This is a genomic window from Pseudomonas sp. JV245A (genome assembly GCF_032424515.1).
GTDB lineage: Bacteria > Pseudomonadota > Gammaproteobacteria > Pseudomonadales > Pseudomonadaceae > Aquipseudomonas > Aquipseudomonas protegens.
In genome coordinates this window covers 1-18,092 of the sequence record NZ_VYKE01000120.1, presented here as the reverse complement: position 1 = coordinate 18,092, position 18,092 = coordinate 1, and the positions used below count along the sequence as shown (strand labels likewise).

The 18,092-nt window shown below is 59.3% G+C and carries 17 protein-coding genes and 1 tRNA gene; 4 read left to right on the top strand and 14 right to left on the bottom strand.

The features are described from left to right. Nucleotides 1-81 precede the first annotated feature (81 nt). Nucleotides 82-309: a RebB family R body protein gene (locus F6S12_RS24210; RefSeq protein WP_011058560.1), complete on the bottom strand. Its 228-nt coding sequence runs from the start codon at nucleotides 307-309 to the stop codon at nucleotides 82-84. 119 nt (nucleotides 310-428) lie between these two features. Further along, nucleotides 429-971: an RNA polymerase sigma factor gene (locus F6S12_RS24205; RefSeq protein WP_072443737.1), complete on the bottom strand. Its 543-nt coding sequence runs from the start codon at nucleotides 969-971 to the stop codon at nucleotides 429-431. A 188-nt stretch (nucleotides 972-1,159) separates the two neighbouring features. Here F6S12_RS24205 and F6S12_RS24200 point away from each other — a divergent pair. The 3 genes from F6S12_RS24200 to F6S12_RS24190 all read left to right on the top strand — a co-directional run bounded on the left by F6S12_RS24200 (nucleotide 1,160) and on the right by F6S12_RS24190 (nucleotide 2,699). Then, nucleotides 1,160-1,236 (top strand) — tRNA-Arg (locus F6S12_RS24200). A 163-nt stretch (nucleotides 1,237-1,399) separates the two neighbouring features. Then, nucleotides 1,400-2,251, top strand: a complete 852-nt coding sequence (locus F6S12_RS24195) for a hypothetical protein (RefSeq protein ID WP_015633705.1) — start codon at nucleotides 1,400-1,402, stop codon at nucleotides 2,249-2,251. Then, nucleotides 2,235-2,699, top strand: coding sequence for a hypothetical protein (locus F6S12_RS24190; protein ID WP_011058557.1), 465 nt, complete (start codon nucleotides 2,235-2,237; stop codon nucleotides 2,697-2,699). The genes F6S12_RS24195 and F6S12_RS24190 overlap by 17 nt, the downstream gene beginning before the upstream one ends. Before the next feature lie 17 nt (nucleotides 2,700-2,716). Here the strand turns inward: F6S12_RS24190 and F6S12_RS24185 are convergent, their stop codons facing one another. The 7 genes from F6S12_RS24185 to F6S12_RS24155 all read right to left on the bottom strand — a co-directional run bounded on the left by F6S12_RS24185 (nucleotide 2,717) and on the right by F6S12_RS24155 (nucleotide 7,399). Continuing rightward, the gene (locus tag F6S12_RS24185; protein ID WP_015633704.1) at nucleotides 2,717-2,902 is read right to left on the bottom strand and encodes a hypothetical protein; all 186 of its coding nucleotides are present in this window, start codon (nucleotides 2,900-2,902) and stop codon (nucleotides 2,717-2,719) included. Between the two features lie 72 nt (nucleotides 2,903-2,974). Beyond that, nucleotides 2,975-3,658 carry a hypothetical protein gene (locus tag F6S12_RS24180; RefSeq protein ID WP_065364754.1) on the bottom strand — a complete coding sequence of 228 codons (684 nt, stop codon included), beginning with the start codon at nucleotides 3,656-3,658 and terminating at the stop codon, nucleotides 2,975-2,977. After that, nucleotides 3,655-4,236 (bottom strand): RNA polymerase sigma factor, encoded by a 582-nt coding sequence (locus tag F6S12_RS24175; protein ID WP_011058554.1) that lies wholly within the window; start codon nucleotides 4,234-4,236, stop codon nucleotides 3,655-3,657. Before F6S12_RS24175 ends, F6S12_RS24180 begins: the two co-directional genes overlap by 4 nt. 37 nt (nucleotides 4,237-4,273) lie before the next feature. Continuing rightward, the gene (locus F6S12_RS24170; RefSeq protein WP_041774025.1) at nucleotides 4,274-6,022 is read right to left on the bottom strand and encodes a vWA domain-containing protein; all 1,749 of its coding nucleotides are present in this window, start codon (nucleotides 6,020-6,022) and stop codon (nucleotides 4,274-4,276) included. Between the two features lie 88 nt (nucleotides 6,023-6,110). Further along, on the bottom strand, nucleotides 6,111-6,671 hold the full coding sequence (locus F6S12_RS24165; RefSeq protein ID WP_011058553.1) for a YbhB/YbcL family Raf kinase inhibitor-like protein: 561 nt from the start codon (nucleotides 6,669-6,671) through the stop codon (nucleotides 6,111-6,113). A gap of 223 nt (nucleotides 6,672-6,894) precedes the next feature. After that, complete coding sequence (locus F6S12_RS24160; RefSeq protein WP_011058552.1) at nucleotides 6,895-7,143, bottom strand: BrnA antitoxin family protein; 249 nt, start codon at nucleotides 7,141-7,143, stop codon at nucleotides 6,895-6,897. Continuing rightward, nucleotides 7,121-7,399 carry a BrnT family toxin gene (locus F6S12_RS24155; protein WP_053148401.1) on the bottom strand — a complete coding sequence of 93 codons (279 nt, stop codon included), beginning with the start codon at nucleotides 7,397-7,399 and terminating at the stop codon, nucleotides 7,121-7,123. The genes F6S12_RS24160 and F6S12_RS24155 overlap by 23 nt, the downstream gene beginning before the upstream one ends. Before the next feature lie 260 nt (nucleotides 7,400-7,659). On the opposite strand from F6S12_RS24155, the gene F6S12_RS24150 reads away from it, so the two are divergent. Then, a complete protein-coding gene (locus tag F6S12_RS24150; RefSeq protein WP_011058550.1) occupies nucleotides 7,660-7,926 on the top strand; it encodes a hypothetical protein in 267 nt (88 codons plus the stop codon). Between the two features lie 77 nt (nucleotides 7,927-8,003). Here F6S12_RS24150 and F6S12_RS24145 read toward each other — a convergent pair whose 3' ends face one another. The 5 genes from F6S12_RS24145 to F6S12_RS24125 all read right to left on the bottom strand — a co-directional run. Beyond that, the gene (locus tag F6S12_RS24145) at nucleotides 8,004-8,642 is read right to left on the bottom strand and encodes a hypothetical protein (protein WP_134532526.1); all 639 of its coding nucleotides are present in this window, start codon (nucleotides 8,640-8,642) and stop codon (nucleotides 8,004-8,006) included. A 459-nt stretch (nucleotides 8,643-9,101) separates the two neighbouring features. Beyond that, the gene (locus F6S12_RS24140; protein ID WP_051167100.1) at nucleotides 9,102-9,392 is read right to left on the bottom strand and encodes a hypothetical protein; all 291 of its coding nucleotides are present in this window, start codon (nucleotides 9,390-9,392) and stop codon (nucleotides 9,102-9,104) included. 202 nt (nucleotides 9,393-9,594) lie between these two features. Continuing rightward, nucleotides 9,595-10,182 (bottom strand): hypothetical protein, encoded by a 588-nt coding sequence (locus F6S12_RS24135; protein WP_155246647.1) that lies wholly within the window; start codon nucleotides 10,180-10,182, stop codon nucleotides 9,595-9,597. Between the two features lie 325 nt (nucleotides 10,183-10,507). Next, the gene (locus F6S12_RS24130; protein ID WP_134532523.1) at nucleotides 10,508-10,759 is read right to left on the bottom strand and encodes a hypothetical protein; all 252 of its coding nucleotides are present in this window, start codon (nucleotides 10,757-10,759) and stop codon (nucleotides 10,508-10,510) included. Nucleotides 10,760-10,762: 3 nt separating this feature from the next. After that, a partial coding sequence (locus tag F6S12_RS24125) for a hemagglutinin repeat-containing protein (protein ID WP_315869391.1) occupies nucleotides 10,763-18,092 on the bottom strand: 7,330 nt, incomplete at its 5' end.

The following is an 18,092-nucleotide window of genomic DNA, read 5'->3' as shown; positions in this document are numbered from 1 at the left end:
GCCGGCGCTTTCATCGGCCGCGGCTGCGGGTGGGGTTTTCTTCTTGAACCAGGCCATGACGATTCTCCCGGGCGGTCAGCCCTACTCGCCAATCGCCATGATCAGCGCCACGGCCTTGGACACCACCGCATTGGAGATCTGGTTGAGCGCCTGCTGGCTGTTGACCGCGTTCTGCAGCGACAGGCCGGCCGAGTGGCTGGCCACCTGGTACAGCGAGGCGATGGCCTGGGCCGGAGCCTCGGCCACGACCTTGACGTTGGTCTGGGTGACGGCATCGGTGATCTGCGAGTTGACCATTGGATCGGGCATACATCTCTCCTTAGATGGAATGGCCCACCGCAGAAGGCGGTGGCACCGGCTACAGCATCGAAAACAGGCTCACTGAACAGGAACGCCCGAGCGAGCCGGCTGTGAAACCTCAGGCCGCATCAACGCAACTGCGCCCGCAACAGCTGCACATACTTGCGCGCCAAGGGCTGGTTCATGCCCAGCTCGGCGGCGATGTGGGGATAGGGCAGGTCGTCGACAAACTTTAGTTCAAAGAGGCGGCGCTTCTTCGGCGGCAGTTGCGCCACCCGTCGACTGAGCAGGGCCAGGGTCTCCAGCAATTCCACCTGGTCGAGCACCGACATCTGCGGGGCCTCCAGCTGCTGCAGCGGGTCATCCTCGAGCCCGGCGAAATCCACAAACAGGCGCTGCTCCCGGGCCTGCCGGCGGCAGCTGTCGACAAACACATGATCGAGCACCAGGAACAGAAAGCCCTGGGGGTCGCGAATCCGCTCCGGCGAGCGGCGAAAGAACAGCAGCGCCTTGATCGCCGTGGCCGCCAGCCACTCTTGGGCACCATCGGCGTTGCCCCGCGCCAACTGCCGGGCGCGGCGCTGCAAACCGGGCAATACCGCCCTCCAGCTGGCTTCGAACAGTTGGTCCGGCAGGCCCGCTTGCAGGCCGCCCGGCATGGAACAGTTCATCTCCTGCACCTCCCTGTGCCCCGTGATTGCACGGTTCTGGCTGCAGGTTGCGCGCAGGTACGAGGAAGCTTCAGCAGGAAAAACTGCCACTACGGCCCGGGTTTCCGGGGGTTGCGACGGACAAGCACCAGCCGATGAAAACCGGCGTGGACGCCCCGAGTCGACATAGGTATGATGTCGCCCGCACTGCACTCGTAGCTCAGCTGGATAGAGTACTGCCCTCCGAAGGCAGGGGTCGTGGGTTCGAATCCCGCCGAGTGCGCCATCTTCAGCGAAAAAGCCCCAGGTCTTACGGCCTGGGGCTTTTTTGTTGATCCGCGATGCAAAACGGCGCAATGCCCGGACGGCACCCCGCACACATGACGGCCCCGGGCTGTCCTGGCGAGGCGCAACTTGCTACATTCGCCGCCCCCGGACAGGAGGTCCCGATGCTGCGCCATCCCCTGCACAATCAACCCTTCGAGCCCCAGATACGCGACTGGGTCACCTGGTTCATGGGCTATGACATGCCCCCGGCCCTGGATGCCGAACTGAACCGCTACAACCCCAATGACCCGGACGACCGCGAATACCTGGTCCGCCACTACGGCCTGATGCGCCACGGTTCCCGGGAGAATTTCCGGCATCGACAGCGGCTGGTGGAGGTGCTGCAAGCGGCCCTGGATGACCCGGACTATGACTTCGAACAGATCTGGGAGCCCATCGAGGACGACTACGAATACGATCAGTGGCCCAGCAACTGGCCAGGGGTGATCGACAACAGCCGGGACCTTTTCCAGCGCCTGCTGAACGCGGCACGGGAGCGCTGGCAGGAAGACCTGGTCCGCGCGCAATTGCCTTCGCTGGCAGAGTGCCGGGCAATCCCGCACCGTGAGCGTTTCGGCGGGGATTGGCTGTTCGGCATCGACAACCCTGAAGCCTGGCGGGCCGAGTTCGATGTGACCGCCACGCCCTATGACCTGGAGACCCAGGGCCCGCAGTTCCAGGGCGAGCAACTGAGCCTGCACCTGAGCGGTGAACTGCCGCGCTTGTCTGTGCCTGCCAGCTGGCCGGTGATCGAGGCGGCGACCCACTGCAGTTTCGTGCTCAAGGTCCAGGGCATCAGCGAACTGGCGGTCAGCGGCACGCGCTTCGACGGGCGCATGCGCACCCAGCTCACTCGCCTGGGCCCCGGTTATCACCTGCGCCTGGAAATCGGCTTCGATTGCGTGATCGAATGCGTGGCGTTATCTGTGAGCATCGCCGACGTCAAGGGAACACCCGATGAAAAGCAACTTTGAAGTGGCTCTGGAGCGCGAGGAAGTGCTGCAGTTCTTTCGCGGCCAGGGCCAGTACCTGACCCGGGACGGCGATTGGGACGAGCACCTGTACTGCATCAATTGGCCGGGGATCTTCGCCTACCTGCGGGACAACGCCGACGGCGCACAGCAACTGAGTGCCAGCTTCGAGCGCTACGCGTACAGCGTCGAGGAAAGCATTGAGGACTGTTTCGGCCTGCGGGAAAACCTGTTCTGCTACTACTCGACCCGAGCCCGCTGGGCGCCCGAGAGTGTCGACCTGCTGGGGCAATTGCCGGAGCCCTGCCGGCGGCGGATCGTGCAGCGCCTGAGCTGGTATCGCTGGCAAGTGGAAAACCACGCCCGGCTGCTGCCGGAACGGGCCCGGCGCATGACCGCGGACGGTGCCTGCGCCGAGTTCATCGAGTTGCCCGCCACCCCCTACGCCTGAGCGCTGGGGCTGCCGGATCACTCCTCCTCGACGGCGTCGGAGTGCGGGTCCGCCTGATCGTCTTCGTCGTCGGCCTGCTGATCGAGGTCCTCGCCCTCTTCAAGGCCAAAGTCCTTGCGGCTTTCCTTGATGGCCTGGCGCAGCTCCGCGCCCTTGATCGGGCAGTTCAACATTGCAGCAATACGGTCGATGCGGGGTGCCATGACCGGCCTCTCACTTTCTGGAAACTGGGCAGATAGTGCGCGTTTTCCGCTGCGACAGCCAACCCCCGCACCTTATTGACGACGCAAGGCTTGCAGGCGCGCGTCCAGATCCTCCTGTGGATAAGTTTCCTGCAGCTGGAGCAGCAGCTCGGCCGCCGCGCGGTTCTGGCCCTCGTCCCATAGACGCAGCACTGTCTGCAGTTGCTCATTCAATCGCTTGATCGCCCGGGGCGCGACCGGCGCCGACATGCGCTTGGCCAGCTTGCTCGACTCGGCCCTGGGCTTGGCCATCGCAGGTGGCGCTGCATCAGCGGACGCTTCCATCTCCGGCGCCGCGGCAAAACTGCCGACAGGGGCCGCCGGAGCGATGGGCGAAGGGGCAGCCGGCTCAGGGACGCTCAAGGCCCCGGCCAACTCGGCGGAACGTGGCGCCGCCTGGCGTGCCATGGGCGCAGCTGGGGCTGGAGCGGGCGCAGGGACAAAGGCCTGCTCTTGTGGATAGTGCTCCGGGGAAGGCCGCAGCAAACCGATGACCAGCGCCACGCCAAACAGACTGGCAAAAGCCAGTTGATAACGCGGCCGCAGGCAGGCCTGCATCCAGCGTTGCCAGAAGCCGGGCTTGGGCGCCGGGGCTTCGCGGCGGGCAGTGGCCAGGATCAGGGCGTCGAGATGGGCCGGTGGCTCCTGGGTACTGTGTTGGCGGATATGCGCCAGCATCTGCTCTTCGGGGGTTGGGGTCTGTCGGGCGTCAGTCATGTGAGTACCTCCTCGGCCAGGAGCCGACGCAATTTTTTCAACGCATAGCGGAAACGGCTTTTCACCGTTTCCAGGGGAGCCTGGGTCAGGCTGGCGATTTCCGGCAGTTCCAGGTCGCCGTGGGCCCGCAGCAGGAACACTTCGCGCTGGTCTTCGGGCAGGTCCTGCAGGGCGGCTTCGATACGCTGCTGGTCGCGGCACAGGCTCAGTTGCTGTTCGGGGCCGGGGGCTTGGTCGGCTTCACCGTGCAGTTGTTCGTCATAGCTGTCGTGCAACGGGTTGCGCTGGCCGTGCTTGCGCCAGTGGTCGATCAAGCGGTTGCGGGCAATCTGGTACAACCAGGTCCGGAAGCTGGCCCGGCCCTGGGGCTGGCTGGTGCTGCGGATCAGGCTGAGCCAGGTTTCCTGGTAGACCTCATCCGCCAGCTCGGCCTTGCCACACAGGCTCAGCACAAAGCGATACAAGCCCTGGCGATGGCGCTGGTAAAGCACCTCGAAGGCCGCGGGGTCTCCGGCACGGTAACGCGCCAGCAGCGTTTCATCGCTGCTGGCGTCGCTGGTGGATTGGGCAGCAGACATAGGGCGGTTGAACTCCTGTTCACTGCGGGTCTGAGGTCTACTCAAGGCGGCTCTGCACTTGGCTCAAGTCCACGGGCTGCGCCGCCTGGGCTTTCGGCGCCTGAGTTTGCAGGCTTTGCGCCAGCTCCACCAGCTGTACGAACTCGCCTCGCAGGCCGTAAGGGTCGGCACCCTTGGCGCCCTGGGCCAGCTTGACCGTGTCGGCCAGGCTGAAGTTGCCGGTGTAGCGGCCGTCCTTGAGCTGCTGGGAGAACGCCGCCACGGCTGCGGCGAAGCGCAGGTCGGGGCTGGCCGCCGCCAGGCTGCCGGGCTGCTGGGCACTGATGGGCCGTTCGATCAGGCGGCTGCTGCCGCCTTCCGGCGCCTTGTAGCGCAGCCGCAGCATGGCCAGCTCGCCCTGCTTGCCACTCTGTTGCGGCGCCTTGGCCTGGGCATAACGCAGCGGCTCCAGCCAACCCTTCTCGCCAGCCGGGACAATTTCATACAACGCGGTAACCGTATGCCCTGCACCGATTTCCCCGGCGTCGACCTTGTCGTTGCTGAAGTCTTCTCGCTTGAGTGCACGGTTCTCATAACCCAGCAGGCGGTATTCACTGACCTGGGCCGGGTTGAACTCCACTTGCAGCTTCACGTCCTTGGCCACCACCGCCAGGGTCGAGCTGAGCTGGTCCACCAGCACCTTGCGCGCTTCGCGCAGATTGTCGATGTAGGCGTAGTTGCCGTCACCGGCATCGGCCAGTTGCTCCATCAGGTGCTCGTTGTAGTTGTCCACACCGAACCCCAGGGTGGTCAGGGAGACACCACTCTTGCGCTTCTCGGCGGCCATGGCCTTGAGGCTGTCGAAGTCGCTGACGCCGACGTTGAAGTCGCCGTCGGTGGCCAGCAGGATGCGGTTGATGCCCTGGTCGATAAAACCCTGCTGGGCCATCTGGTAAGCCAGCTGGATACCCGAGGCGCCCGCCGTGGAACCACCCGCGGTGAGCTGGTCGATGGCAGTGCGGATCTTCGCCTTGTCACGACCGGACGTGGGCTCCAGCACCACCCGTGATTCACCGGCGTAGACCACCAGCGACACCCGATCCTGGTCCCGCAGTTGATCCACCAGCAGCTTGAGGGTGCTTTTCACCAGGGGCAGGCCTTCACGGCGATCCATGGAGCCGGAGACATCCACCAGGAACACCAGGTTGGCCGGGGCCAGCTCCGCCACCGCGCGATCCGATGCCTTGATGCCGATGCGCAGCAGGCGGGTATGGGGGTTCCACGGCGACGGCGCCAGCTCGGTGGTCACGCCGAAGGGCGAGCCGTCCGTGGGCAGGGCGTAATCGTAGGGGAAGTAGTTGACCAGTTCCTCCAGGCGCACCGCGCCCTCCGGCGGCAGGCTGCCCTGGTTGAGCAAGCGGCGGACGTTGGCATAGGCACCCGTATCGACGTCGGCGCTGAAGGTCGAGACCGGTGCTTCGGCGACGCTGTGGATCGGGTTGTCCGGCAGTTTCTGGTACTGCTCCCGGGGCTCGTCGCGGTAACCGGCCACCAGCGAATCCCGTGAGCTAATGGGCGCCGGCATCGGCGCTGACAACCTCATGGGATGCACAGCGCGCTTGGCCATGGTGGCATCGGCATGCTGCACCTCGTACTGCGCTTGAGGCGCAGCCTGCAATGCTCCCTGGGTTGACGAGCCGGCAGCGGATTCGGGCTTGGACGACACACCACAGCCGGCAACTGCCAGCAACAGGCCGGCGGCAAAACCCTGGGCGGCCGGACGAAGGAAATGCACGGGAAGGGACATGGGGCTGACCTCGGAAAGAAATGATCCATTCCCCCCTTCAGACGAAGCCCCTGGGCGATTCGGGTTAAGCCTTCGAAAAAAATTTCACTCAGCGGGAATAGCGGCGCACCACACTGCTGTTGCGCAGTACGTGACCGTTGATCTTTTCCAGCAGTTGGGCGCGGGTCAGCCCGGCGGGCAGGGCTTCCGGCGGCAGGTCCAGGGCGTAGATCTGGATGATGTAGTGGTGCGCGCTGTCACCCACCGGCGGGCACGGGCCCATATAGGAAGTACCGTTGCGGCTGTTGAGGCCGGCCAGCCCTTCCAGGTTCGGCTTGTTGCCGGCACCGGCGGGAATCTGCCGGGTGGTGGGCTTGATGCCGTAGTGCACCCAGTGATCCACGCCCTGGCCCTTGGCCCCGTCCGGGTCGTGCATGACGATGGCGTAGCTCAAGGTCCCGGTCGGGCCGGCGGTCCAGTTCAAGGCCGGGGAATTATTGTGCCCGCCACAGCCCTTGGCATCGCTGGCATTGCCCGTAGTGAACAGCCGGTCATCCGAAACCCCGGGAATGTTCAGGGTAAAACGCTCCTGTGCCTGCACGGGCAAGTGCAGGCACAGCAACGCGGCACCAACGGCCAGCCAAGTATTGCGGGAGGCAAAGCGAGACATACGAAAGCACCTTATTTGCGGATGAGGTCAGGGTGAGCACAAGACTATAGCCTGCACGAAAGAGCGCACTCCTTCGCACCAGGCAAGGGAGCAGATTGAGCTTGAGGACGGGGGTAGTTGTAAATGAATATTTCAGACAGGAATCGCAATGGCGACCACCCTCCACGGCCGGCCGGAAAGAGCGGCGGGCCATCCGCCCGCCTCCTGAAATGATGCACAGGCCTCAGTCCCGGTGGGCCTGCATGTACTGGCGCAGCAATTGGTTGATCCGCGTCTGGTAACCCGCGCCCTGGCCCTTGAACCACTCCAGCACATCGGCATCCAGGCGAATGGTCACGGCCTTCTTGCCCGGCAGGTGCACCTCGGCGCGGCGAAAGAAATCGTCATCCAGCTCGGGAATATCAGAAGTATCGATGCCCTGGTCATCGGTTTTCGCCAGGCGATCCCAATCAGTTTTCGATCCGTTGGACATAATATTTAGCCTCCCGCTTAGTGGCTTTTCGCGCCGAGATAATGCGCACCGCATGACCCCGCCGCTCGGTATGGACCACCACGCCCACCAGGCCCCTGATCCAACCGAGGCTGGCCCAGCGCTCCTCGCCGTAGTCCAGGCGCTCATCGCGCAAGGACAGCACCGGGCGCTGGAACATCAGCACCGCATCGTTGAAATCGATGCCGTGCTTGAGCATGTTGGCGTGGTTCTTGGCCTCGTCCCATGCAACGTACATGAGCAATTTCGTATTTACAAATGTACATACAGGCTAGCCGACCGTTCGCCAAAAGCGCCCTGGCTAAACACCTGGAAATACAGTCGCAAGCGGGATAGATGTGTACGGAAAAAGCCCTACAACGCTCTCGGAAAAGACGCCACCACACTTGCCTTGCACCCTCGCAAGCTCGCGGCTTATAGTCCGGCCGTCGCCCATATGGCGACCTGGTTTGGCGACCGGAGTAACGAGTACATCGATCCATTAAGCGAGGTGTACTAATGAACCGTTATATATCCCTAACCGGCCACGACTGCCTGATTCCTTCCCTGCTGATCGACACCCAGGCGCCCATCGATGTGTTGCACGACGCCGCAGCCTTTCGCATCCGCGCCGCGACCCAACTGCTGGAGAACTTCGCCGCCGAGACCCTGCGCAGCGAACCGGTGCTACTGCAGGAACTGACCCTGGTGTGCAGCATCCTGCTGCGCGATGGCTGTGATCTGCTGGATGTGACATCACGGCGTTTGCAACCGCAAATGACCTAGTCAATAAATAAGGGCGACTTTAAAGTCGCCCGCTGCCTTTAGCGGAAGTTGCTCACTTATATTGCTCAGCAACACATTCATCTCCTTCGGCATTCATTACTTTTGAAATGCATGGTCGGAATATCGATTTTTTTAGTGTTCACAAATATATCAGGAAGGGTTATCGAAAAATCGTCCAACTGCCCCGGCGACAATTGGATAGATATAACACTGGGTCGATTTTTCTTCGCTTCAAAAGTCGTCTGTATTTGCGGAGCAAAAATTTCTCTCTGGTCTCCATTGTTCAATCGCAACACTATATAAGACGAGGATGTACTGATGAACGTAGGGTTTTGCGCATGCATTTTCTGCATGACATGTGCTTGTCGAACAATGGCCTTGGCCTCTTTGCCGAAAGCCCATTGTTGTTCAGGCTTATATGGATGAACCTCAAACTCAATTCTCAATTGAGTGTCTGTTGTACCGGTAATAGATCGAGTAACAGGGTCAAATTCTGGCGTACCTGGCAGCGTGGTATAAACAGTCGCAATCACCGCTCCAGAAAAATCGCCAGGATTTACAATCCCATACCAAAAGGCACTTCGCCTGCCATGACAAGTCGAATTAGAGTGACCCTTATTTATATTCGTAGATTCAGGATGAATATAGGGACCAACACTACATCCGGAAAAAATTAGAAAAACACTAAAAAAAGACAGTCTCAGCATCTGACTCACTTGAATACAAACTCCTGTATTTCACGACCTCCCGCTTCTTTAAATAGTCACCTCTTTCAAAGCTGCTCGTCCCTATCTATAGCCATTAGACTAAAAAACATAACAGCTTTTCGTGTTTGCGGCCTCATATCTCCAAGACTTTATAATTCCATCCCTAGAAACCAAAACAGAATATCGACAATCTCTTATCCACGTTATGTAAAAGCGCCTGCCTTCCCCTTCTTCGAGCACACGATCAAACACTTCATTTCTATTTACCGGCGACCAATACGAATCTCCACACCCTCGACTACAGTCCGAATAAATATGGGACTCAAACTTAGTACCAACCAGAGCATTCATCCCGTCAGTCCAGTGAGAGTATGAAGGGGCACAACCCACAAGCAAAAACAGCACTAAAATAATAGCATTATTTCTTATCACGCCTTTTCTCCAGCAGTTCCTTTTGCAGCTACAAAATCACAATCGAATTAAAGTGATTGGAAACTCAACGTCCTCGCCGTCAACATACATCCAAGATATTGAAAACAGCTTTTTTGATGTTTTTTCATCAAATGGCATGAGTAACATCACAAACTCATCCAGTTCGCAACTATACTCAACACCTCTTATATCTGAGTCATCATGCATCTTCCCGGTTAGTTTTCGCTCAACGCCGTCAACTATAAAAACATAAAGAATTTCCTGAGAGCCCTCAGAATAACAAAGCGACCGAATTACAACGCTACTGCTTATATACGGATTGCCCATTCCATACGTCCTTAAAGCTATAAAGATCCATCTTACGAGTCTTTAATCAACACTCGGCCCGCATCATCACCCCCACTAACAACAACCCAACGCCCTATTTTATTTTCCGAATCCCACATTATTGCACTTCACAAGCCTGTTTTATTCAATGCATTAAAACTAGACGTATACAACAGTATTACCTGCCCAACCAGAGTCAAATTTATTCAGCTTGTTTGCCAAGGTATTCGTAGGGGGGCAGCTCTGCCCCCAACTCAACTTGAGTAGTAAAAATCCCACGATCATTCAGCAGTATCTCACCGCAGGCCGCTCCACAACCTGTGGGAGTAAGTTGCTTTACAACATTAGGATTTACGACTTCATCCAGAACATTGCAGCTTCCACCGGCTCCCGCACTCCCCCCCAAAACAACAGACAATGCCTCAGAGCTCACCTGTTTCCCGGTCTGCTTTTGCAGCTCCCTCAACGCTCGGACGTCGCTGAGCTGCTCCGCTGTCAGTTTGGCCGCTCCACCGGCGACTAATCCGGCTGGTAGTACCTCACTCGCCACAAATTCGGCTAGCCAAATATTGGCTTCGTTAACGCACAGCCCCGGATTAACCTTGCAACCAGCCGTGGAAGCACGGACAAGAACAATGACTTCAGGGGTCGCTGCAGTGGCGGTTACAGCCGCCAACATAGCAGCAGAAAGTACCAGACCACCGCTAGCTCCTTGCTGCGCAATCTTGCCTTTGCACTCGATGTCACACTCGTTGTTATTGGATAACCAACTTCTGTCGGTCCGCCTCAAGCATCTGCGGATCTTTCTGAGCCTTGACCGCGTCAATGGTGCCCCGAGTCCGAATGATATCCATCGCCTGACACAGGCGTTTTTGCTATTTCTCCTTATCGAAGATCGGGCTCAAGGCGTTATTGGCGTGTTCAACATCGCGACTTAGGTTGGCGACGTCCTGCTTCTGCTGGCCTGAATCACGAATCTCCAAGGTGCCGCTGTAGGTTACCGATGAACTGGTAACGCTGACGTTTGCGCTCTGAATCTGGTTTCTAGATTCCGCCGTACTATTTAGCTCGACTACTTCATTACTCCAACCAAAAAAAATTAGATCTTCTCCTAACTAAAAATCACCTACATAGAAAGGAAAAACCACGTCCCCCCCCCGATAAATTTCAAAAACTAATCGATGCATATTTTTCACGCTTTCTGCATTTTTATGTAAAATCTCCTGAATACCCACCCCATATTCAACATATAGCACGACACCTTGACACACTTTCACCTCATCTAAAAAAAGTTGCTCTCCATACTTTAAAAAAAACGAATACACTCCTTTATTTTTCGTCTCGCAACTAACAACCACTAATTTCATAATCTACTGCCCCCAGATTGAATAACCATTCCACGTCCCTTGAAATTCTTTCATATCCATTTTGTAGCTAGTTCCTTTCCATGGATCACGAATCATCACACGCCCGCCGCTATCCAAGCCATCTACCACAACCCAATGTCCGATTTTACTACCTCTTTCCCAAAGCTGAGCAGCCCACGCCCCAGTTGAACTCAGCCCATGAAAAGTCCCTATATCGTCCGCATCAACACCAGATCCAACCCACTTACGAGAGCCAGAAGAGTCTAGCTTATTCAGTACGGAGGCCAGCTGCGTCTCATAGGTTGCTCCGTCACCCGCAAGTTTCGAAATAACATTTTGAGAAGCATTAATCTTGCGATCCCCAAGCATCATTTCAACACAAGCTTGCCCGCAGCTAAGACTATTTACTTGCTTCACTACAGAGGGATCTACCACCTCATTTATTACTTTCCAATTACCACCCGCACCACCTAAAACTTTCTCTGAAGTCAATAAACCATCAGTACCTCCACCCTTCCCGGCTATTCCGAGCATACTACTAAACGTAGTCAGGAAACTCGCATCCTCTACAGCTTGAAACCCAAGGCGAACCCAGTTTCCATTAGCCAAATTGACTGCCCGGGTAGCCTCGCCGATTGCCTGACCTATACCTACGCTGTCGCCCGCATACGTCACCGTCGTGACGGCCATATGGGTAGCAACATTGCGCTCACAAGCAGCGTTCCCTTTACATAGAGGCAGCACTTTCTCTGTATAAACTGCCTCTACGAACTCTTCCCACCCTGCCTGAGCCTCTTTTGTCTCCAACCCGCCCTGCCGGTAGGAAGTTTCTTTCCATGTGTCGTAAGTTTTCAGACAAGCTTGCAGCCCTCCGGAATCACCACAGGATGCTTTGAGTTCGTTGCCAAATTCCGCTACTTGGTCCTTACCCAATTGATGGCCAAAAATATTGACCCCTGTTCCTAAATGATTATTTTCCACAGCATTCTTGCCAGCCCCGGCACCCGCAATTGCACCCGCGCTATCGCCTTTCGCAATTCCCCCCGCAAGCCCAGCGGCTAACGTCGATAGCGCAGCCACTGTCTGCTTTTGTTCTTCACTGAGGGAGCTGGTATCGCTGGTGCCATACAGCTGCTGGGTGATCAATCGAGCAGTCAGCTCTCCACCTGCAGCACCTGCAGCGCCCGCTATTGCCGAGTTACCTTGGGCCTGGGCAACGGCAGCTCCCAGCACAGCGTGAGCCATTGTGTTGAGGGCTGGATTGTCACCTGTGGATTTCTTGATCAACTGCGCCAGATACGGTGCCGAGGCGCCAGCCAGGGCAGAGCCGATATCCCCACCGGCCAATCCTTGCAGGGCGGCGGTGACGGCTTGGGCTACTCGCTGGTAATCACCACCCGTACCGTATTTGCCCATGATCTGCTGATAGGCATCAGTAGCAATCAGCTTCGTCTGGTACTTCTCAACCTCCTCTTTGCTGGCATTGCTTCCTGGTCGATAAATACCTTTCTCTTCAAGTTCCTTGCTCGCCTCTTGATCGGCCTTCAACTGCCCCTCGGTCCGAACAATGTCCGTCACCTGAGTGCCAATCTCGCCAATCAGCTGCACCTCTCGCAGGCGCTTCTGCTCCTTCTCCTTGTCGAAGATCGGGCTGATGCTGCCATTGGCGTGTTCGACGTCGCGGCTGAGGGTGGCAACGTCCTGCTTCTGCTGGCCTGGATCACGAATGTCCAAAGTGCCGTTGGAGATTGCCGATGAGGTGGTGCCGCTGGCACTGCCGCCGTGGTTGTAGGCGATCAACATGCCGCTGGGCATGTTGCTGGTGAAGCCATCAGCACCGCCGTTACCGCTGCTGACGCTGGCGCTCTGCATCTGGCTTTTGTATTCGGCCTCGTTCTTGAGATCGCTCCAGCCCAGGGTGCCCGTGCTCAGGCGGTTTTTGTCGGTTTCTGCGGTGCTGGCGATGACGCTGCCATCGAGCTGGGTGTGCTTGCCCACTTCAACCTGATAGCCGCCCTTGCCGGCGAACAACCCGGTCTGTTCCTGCACGCTCTGGTACTTGGAGTCGATCTTGCTCTGGCTGACGCTGACCGAAGCGCTGCCGGTCATCGTGCCGAACGTGAAGCTGGCACCGCCGCTGACATTGCTCTGCTTGGACTTGTAGTCGTCGGTGTCGTGCAGGCTTTGCAGCGTGAGGTCGCGCCCGACCTTGGCCGTGATCTTGTCCGCATTGACTTGCGCACCCTTGAGAACGGCGTCCCGCCCACTGATCAGGCTCGCCTGGTTACCGGCGTCCAGGGTGGTCTCGGTCCAGGTGGTGCCGGTGCCCTTTTCCTTGCCCACACCCTTGTTGCCGTTGGCGAAGATACTCAGGCCTGCGCCGTTGGGGCCAACGCCCAAGCTGACGCCAATGGCACCGCCGCTGCTGCTGTTCTTGCCATCAAGCTTTTGCCGGTTGGCCGCGGCCTCAAGCTGGATGTCACGCTCAGCGGCCAGCAGCACGTTATTGCCCGCCTTGAGTTGGCTGCCTTGCACGCGAATGTCGCCATCTGCCCCAGCGGTACCGCTACCGGCAGCCACAATGGAGAGGTTGTTGCCACTGGTCAGGCTACTGCCCTGACTGACCACCTGCTCCTGAGTCTGCTTGGAACTGGACTGCTGCGAGCCCAGGGAAATGCTGATACCGACGAACTGGCCAATGTTATCGCCGTTCATCCCGCCGCCCTGTTGGGCCGCTTGCCAGGCCTGAACACCAGTCAGGCCAGCCTTGATGCCTTGCAGGGCAGAAAGGCGGCTATCGTCCTCCTCCCTGGCTTGCTTGGTGGTCTGGTACGCGGCGTCGACAGCACTGCCGACGGTTCCGGACAGCGCCAGGGTCAGGCCGCTGGTCTTGGTCTTGGAGGTTTGCTCGCTCTTGTTGTGATTTTCCGCCGCGAGGATGCTGACGTTCTGCCCGACGAGACTGATGTCCTTGCCCGCGATGACGTCGGAACCTTTAAGAGTCAGGTCCTTGCCGGCCTGGATATCGACGTTGCCCAGCACACTGCCAATGGTGCTGGCCTTGGCGTTTTCGGTGGTGCTGGACGAGGTGTTCTGAGCGCTAGTTGAACCCAGGGTGAAACCAATCCCGCCACTGCTCAACAAGCCGGACTTTTTCTTCGATGTCGAATGGCTTTGCTCGTAGGTTTCGGTGGCGCTATCGATCTCGACATTGCGTCCTGCAACCAGGCTGGTGGAGTGGGTGGAGACAATATCGCTGGCGGTCGCGCCAATATCCTGGCCGGCGCGGATGACCACAGTATCACCACTGACGGAAGAGCCCTGTTGAGTGATGGAGTTGCTGCTATCAATCCGTGTTTTTTGGCTGCTGGACAACCCGGAACTGCTGGTCTTGGTCTTGCGGTAATAGCTGTAGTCGCTGTTCTGCCCAGCGCTGAGGTTCACATCACCGCCCGCATAGAGATACGCCTCATCCCCCGCCGTCACCCGACTGGCCGTCAGCGCAAGATCCTCACCGGCCTTGAGCGCCACATTGCCGCCGGCAACCAAGGTGGTGCCCACCTGCTGAACATGATCCTCCTGGCTGGTGACCTTCTTGGTCTTGCTATACGCATGCTGCTCATTGGCCGCTGAAACCAGGCTCAGGTTTTCCGTGGCGGTCATCGCCACATCGCGCTTGGCTTCGATCTGGCTGGCGATGGCGGTGATGTCGCGGCCGGCGCTGATGGCCAGATCGCGACCGGCCTGCAGGCTGGAGCCGTTCTGGGTCACGCTGAGGTCGTTGTAGCGCACGCCGCGGTCGTTGCTGACCACCTGTTCCACAGCGCTCAGGTTGACGTCGCGACCGGCCTTGAGGCTGGTGTCGGCTCCGCTCTTGAGTACGCTGCCGTTGTTGTTGATGTCGCGCCCGGCACTGATCACCAGGCTGTTCGCCGCTTCTACCCGGGCGGCGTTGTCGACGAAGTCGCGCTGCTGGGCGTAGCTGCCGTTGCTGCTCTGGTGCGAGGTCAGGGTGCGCTCGTTGATGACGTCGCCCCAGGTTGCGGCGAGGCTCACGTCACGCCCGGCGACGATGCCGCCGGCCTTGTTCACCAGGTCGTTGCCGGCCAGCAGGTCAAGGCGATTACCGGATTCCACCAGGCCGCTGTTGATCAGGTTCTGCCCGGCCTGGGCCGACAGGTTGTTGGTCGCGCGCAGGGTGCCAACATTGTTCAGGTCCTGGCCGGCGATCAGGTTGACGTCGTTACCCGCGATCAGGGCGCCGTTCGGGGCCAGTCGGTTCTTGGCCTGGGCCAGGTACAGCACGGGCACCAGCACTTGTTCGCCGTTCACTTCATGGCTTTCCAGCCAGACGATGTCGTGGGTCAGGGCCGCCACCTGCTCGGAGGTCAGGGTCACGCCCACCGACAGGTTGAGCTGTTGCCGGCTTTGAATGGCGTTGTCCATCAGGTACTTGAACAGCTGTTCGTCGCTGTTCTGGCCGTCGATAAAACGCTGGCCGGTACGGGCTTGTACCGCTTGTTGAATCAGCTTCTGCTCGTAGAAGCCATCCCCCAGGCGTTTGGCGCTGTCGTCCGGGTTGTAACCGAGGCTGGCCAGCAGGTAGTCCGAGCTCATGAACTGCTTGAGGTCGGTGAGTACCGGGTTGGTTTCTATCAGGTACTTGTGCGGCCGGGTAAGGTTCGCGGCATCCGGCAGGCCGGCGATCTGCGCCGGAGCTGGTGCGGCGCTGCTGCTCTGACCACTGAGGCGGAACAGACCGTTCTGCCCAGCGGGCAGACTAAAGCCAGGCAGGGCCAGGGGGTTGACCTGTTGCTGGGTCAGGTCTGGGGGCAGTTGCGGGCTGAGGCTGATGCGAGTGGCGAAGGCGGTACCCGGTACTTGGGTATCGGTACGCGCACCGCTGCCAACATAGGTGTAACCCGGACGGACCACGCTGCTGTCGAAGCCATTGCCGGCCTTGATGCTCACCGCTCCCCCGGCCTGGATCACTGCGGCATAGCTTTGATCACCACCGGCGAGTTTTTTCGTCGTCCCCAGGCCGACCCACTCACGTTCGGTCATGCCGATAAAACCGGCCAGCGCGCCTTCCAGACCACCCAGGTCATCAGGCGTATAACCCGCACTCTGGAACCAGTATCGGTTGGTGACAGCGTTAGCGACGTTGTACCAGGCACTGGCATTTTTGGTCCGCGCCGACATGAACACCCGGGTGGTTTCGGTCTCGCCGGTTTCCACGCCGCTGTGGGTCAAGTTGTTGACCGTGGCCATCAGGTTGCCGGCCGCGCTGATACTGCTGCTCTGGTTCAGCAGGTCGCCAGCGTTGATATTCAGGTTGACGCCAGCGGCAATGCTCGACGCCGCACTCGCTTCGGTGACTTCGAATTTGTCGCGCTGAACGATCTCCCACACGTGATTGCGTTTGCCGCCACAGTCACCGGCGTTGTAGCCCTCGATGCAGGCGACTTCAGCGATTCTGGCGGTGTAGATGCCGCCGTTGTTGGTGGCCAGCACATCGCGCATGTTCTCAAGGGTGCTGGCTGCAAGCGTCATGGAACCATCGCTTTGCAGGGTGCCGGAACGGTTGGCGATGCGGCTGGCCAGAGCCCCCTGACCATCGCGATCGATCGTCAGATGACCGAGGCTGTAAACGTTGCCGTAGCTGTTGGTCAGGGTGTCGACCCGCAGCCCCATGTCGTCGCCACTGAACACCAGCCCGTGATCGTTGAGCAGGCCGCCGGTGGTCAAGGTCAGGTTCTGGGCAGCCCCAAGGGTGCCCTGATTGTTGATGCCACTCGCGTTGAGCGTGAGCCCGGCCGCAGCGCTCAGGCGCCCTGCGTTGTTCAATTGGCCGAACACCGAGACTGTGGTGTTGCCGCCGCCAGCAATACTGGCACTGTCTGCCAGGTCCACTTGGGCAGCTTTTAGGTCCAGTTGCCCAAAGCTGCTGAGTCGGCCCTTGCTGCTGTAATGACCACTGAGGTCGATATTGACGCCTGCATCACTGCCGATCAGGCCGTCATTGATCCAGTTCACGCCGCTGCCTATCAGGCCATTGCCGGCTAGGAGCTGGCCCGTACGGGCCTGTGTCAGGTGGTTGACGTTGACTGTCAGTTTCCCGGCCTGGATCGAGCTGCTGTTGGTCCAGCGTTCGCCTTCCAGGGTCAGCTGGCCGGCGGTTTTCAGGCGCCCGCCCACATCCTCGAGGTTGGCCATGGACAGGCCGAACAGGCCGTTGCCGCTGTGCAGCACGCTGCCGCCACGGTTGTTGAAGCTACCAGCGTCGAAGGCCAGGTTTTGGTTGGCGGTTTCCAGAGAGCCATCGCGGTTGTCGAACAATCCTCCGAGCTCCAGCCGTGTATCGCCACCGTCTCCCAGGGCGCGCAATTGGCCGGTCTGATTGTCGAGGCTGGCGGCCTTGATCGTCAGGCTGCTGTCGCTTTCGATGATGCCCTTGTGGTTATTCAGAGCGCCGCTGAGGTCGAAATTAATCTGCTGGCCGGCGATTTGCCCGTTGTTGCCGCTGTTGTCGAAATGGCCGCCGCTAACTTTGACAAGGCCCTTGGCGTAGAGGCCACCGTTGCGGTTATCGAAATCGTCGGTGGTGATCAGCGCATCGCCGCTTTGCGCGGAAATCCGCCCGCCGTCGTTGTCTATGCCAGCCAGGGCCTTGAGGGTCAGGCGCTGGGCCTGGGTCACGCCGCCCTGGCGGTTGTTGCTCGGGTCGTAGCCGTTTTTCAGCACGCCGCGTAGATCGGCGGTCATCGCGCCTTGCACGCTAGAAAGCACGCCCCCACGGTTATCCAAGTGGCCGGCGCCGATGTTCAGGTTACCGTTCCTGGCCAGGATGCGACCACTCTGGTTGTCGATGTCGCCGGTGCTCAGGTTCAGAGCGCCTTGGCTCTGCAGGGTGCCCTTGCCATTGGTGAGGCTCCCGGCCTGAACGTGCAGGCCGCCGTTCTGGCTGTAGATCAAGCCATCACCGCTGTTCTGCAGTGCGCCGTCCAGGGTCAGGCTCAGTGGGTCGTTGGCCATCAAGGTCCCACGGTTACGATTGTCCAGGCTGGCAGCGAACAGGCTCAGCAGGCCCTGGCTGGCCATCTGGCCACCCCGATTGTCGATCTGCCCTGCGCGTTCGATGCGCAGCGGGCCGCCGCTGGCCAGCTTGCCGTGGGTATTGTTCAACGCGCCCAACAGATTAAGGGTGACGGCGGTTTTGCCGGTGAAAGTGCCGGTACCATTGTCCAGGTCGGTGCCGGTAAAGGTCAGGTCACCCGCGGCGTCAAGGGTGCCGCCGTTGTTGCCCAGGGTCATGGCCTGCAGGGTCAGGGTC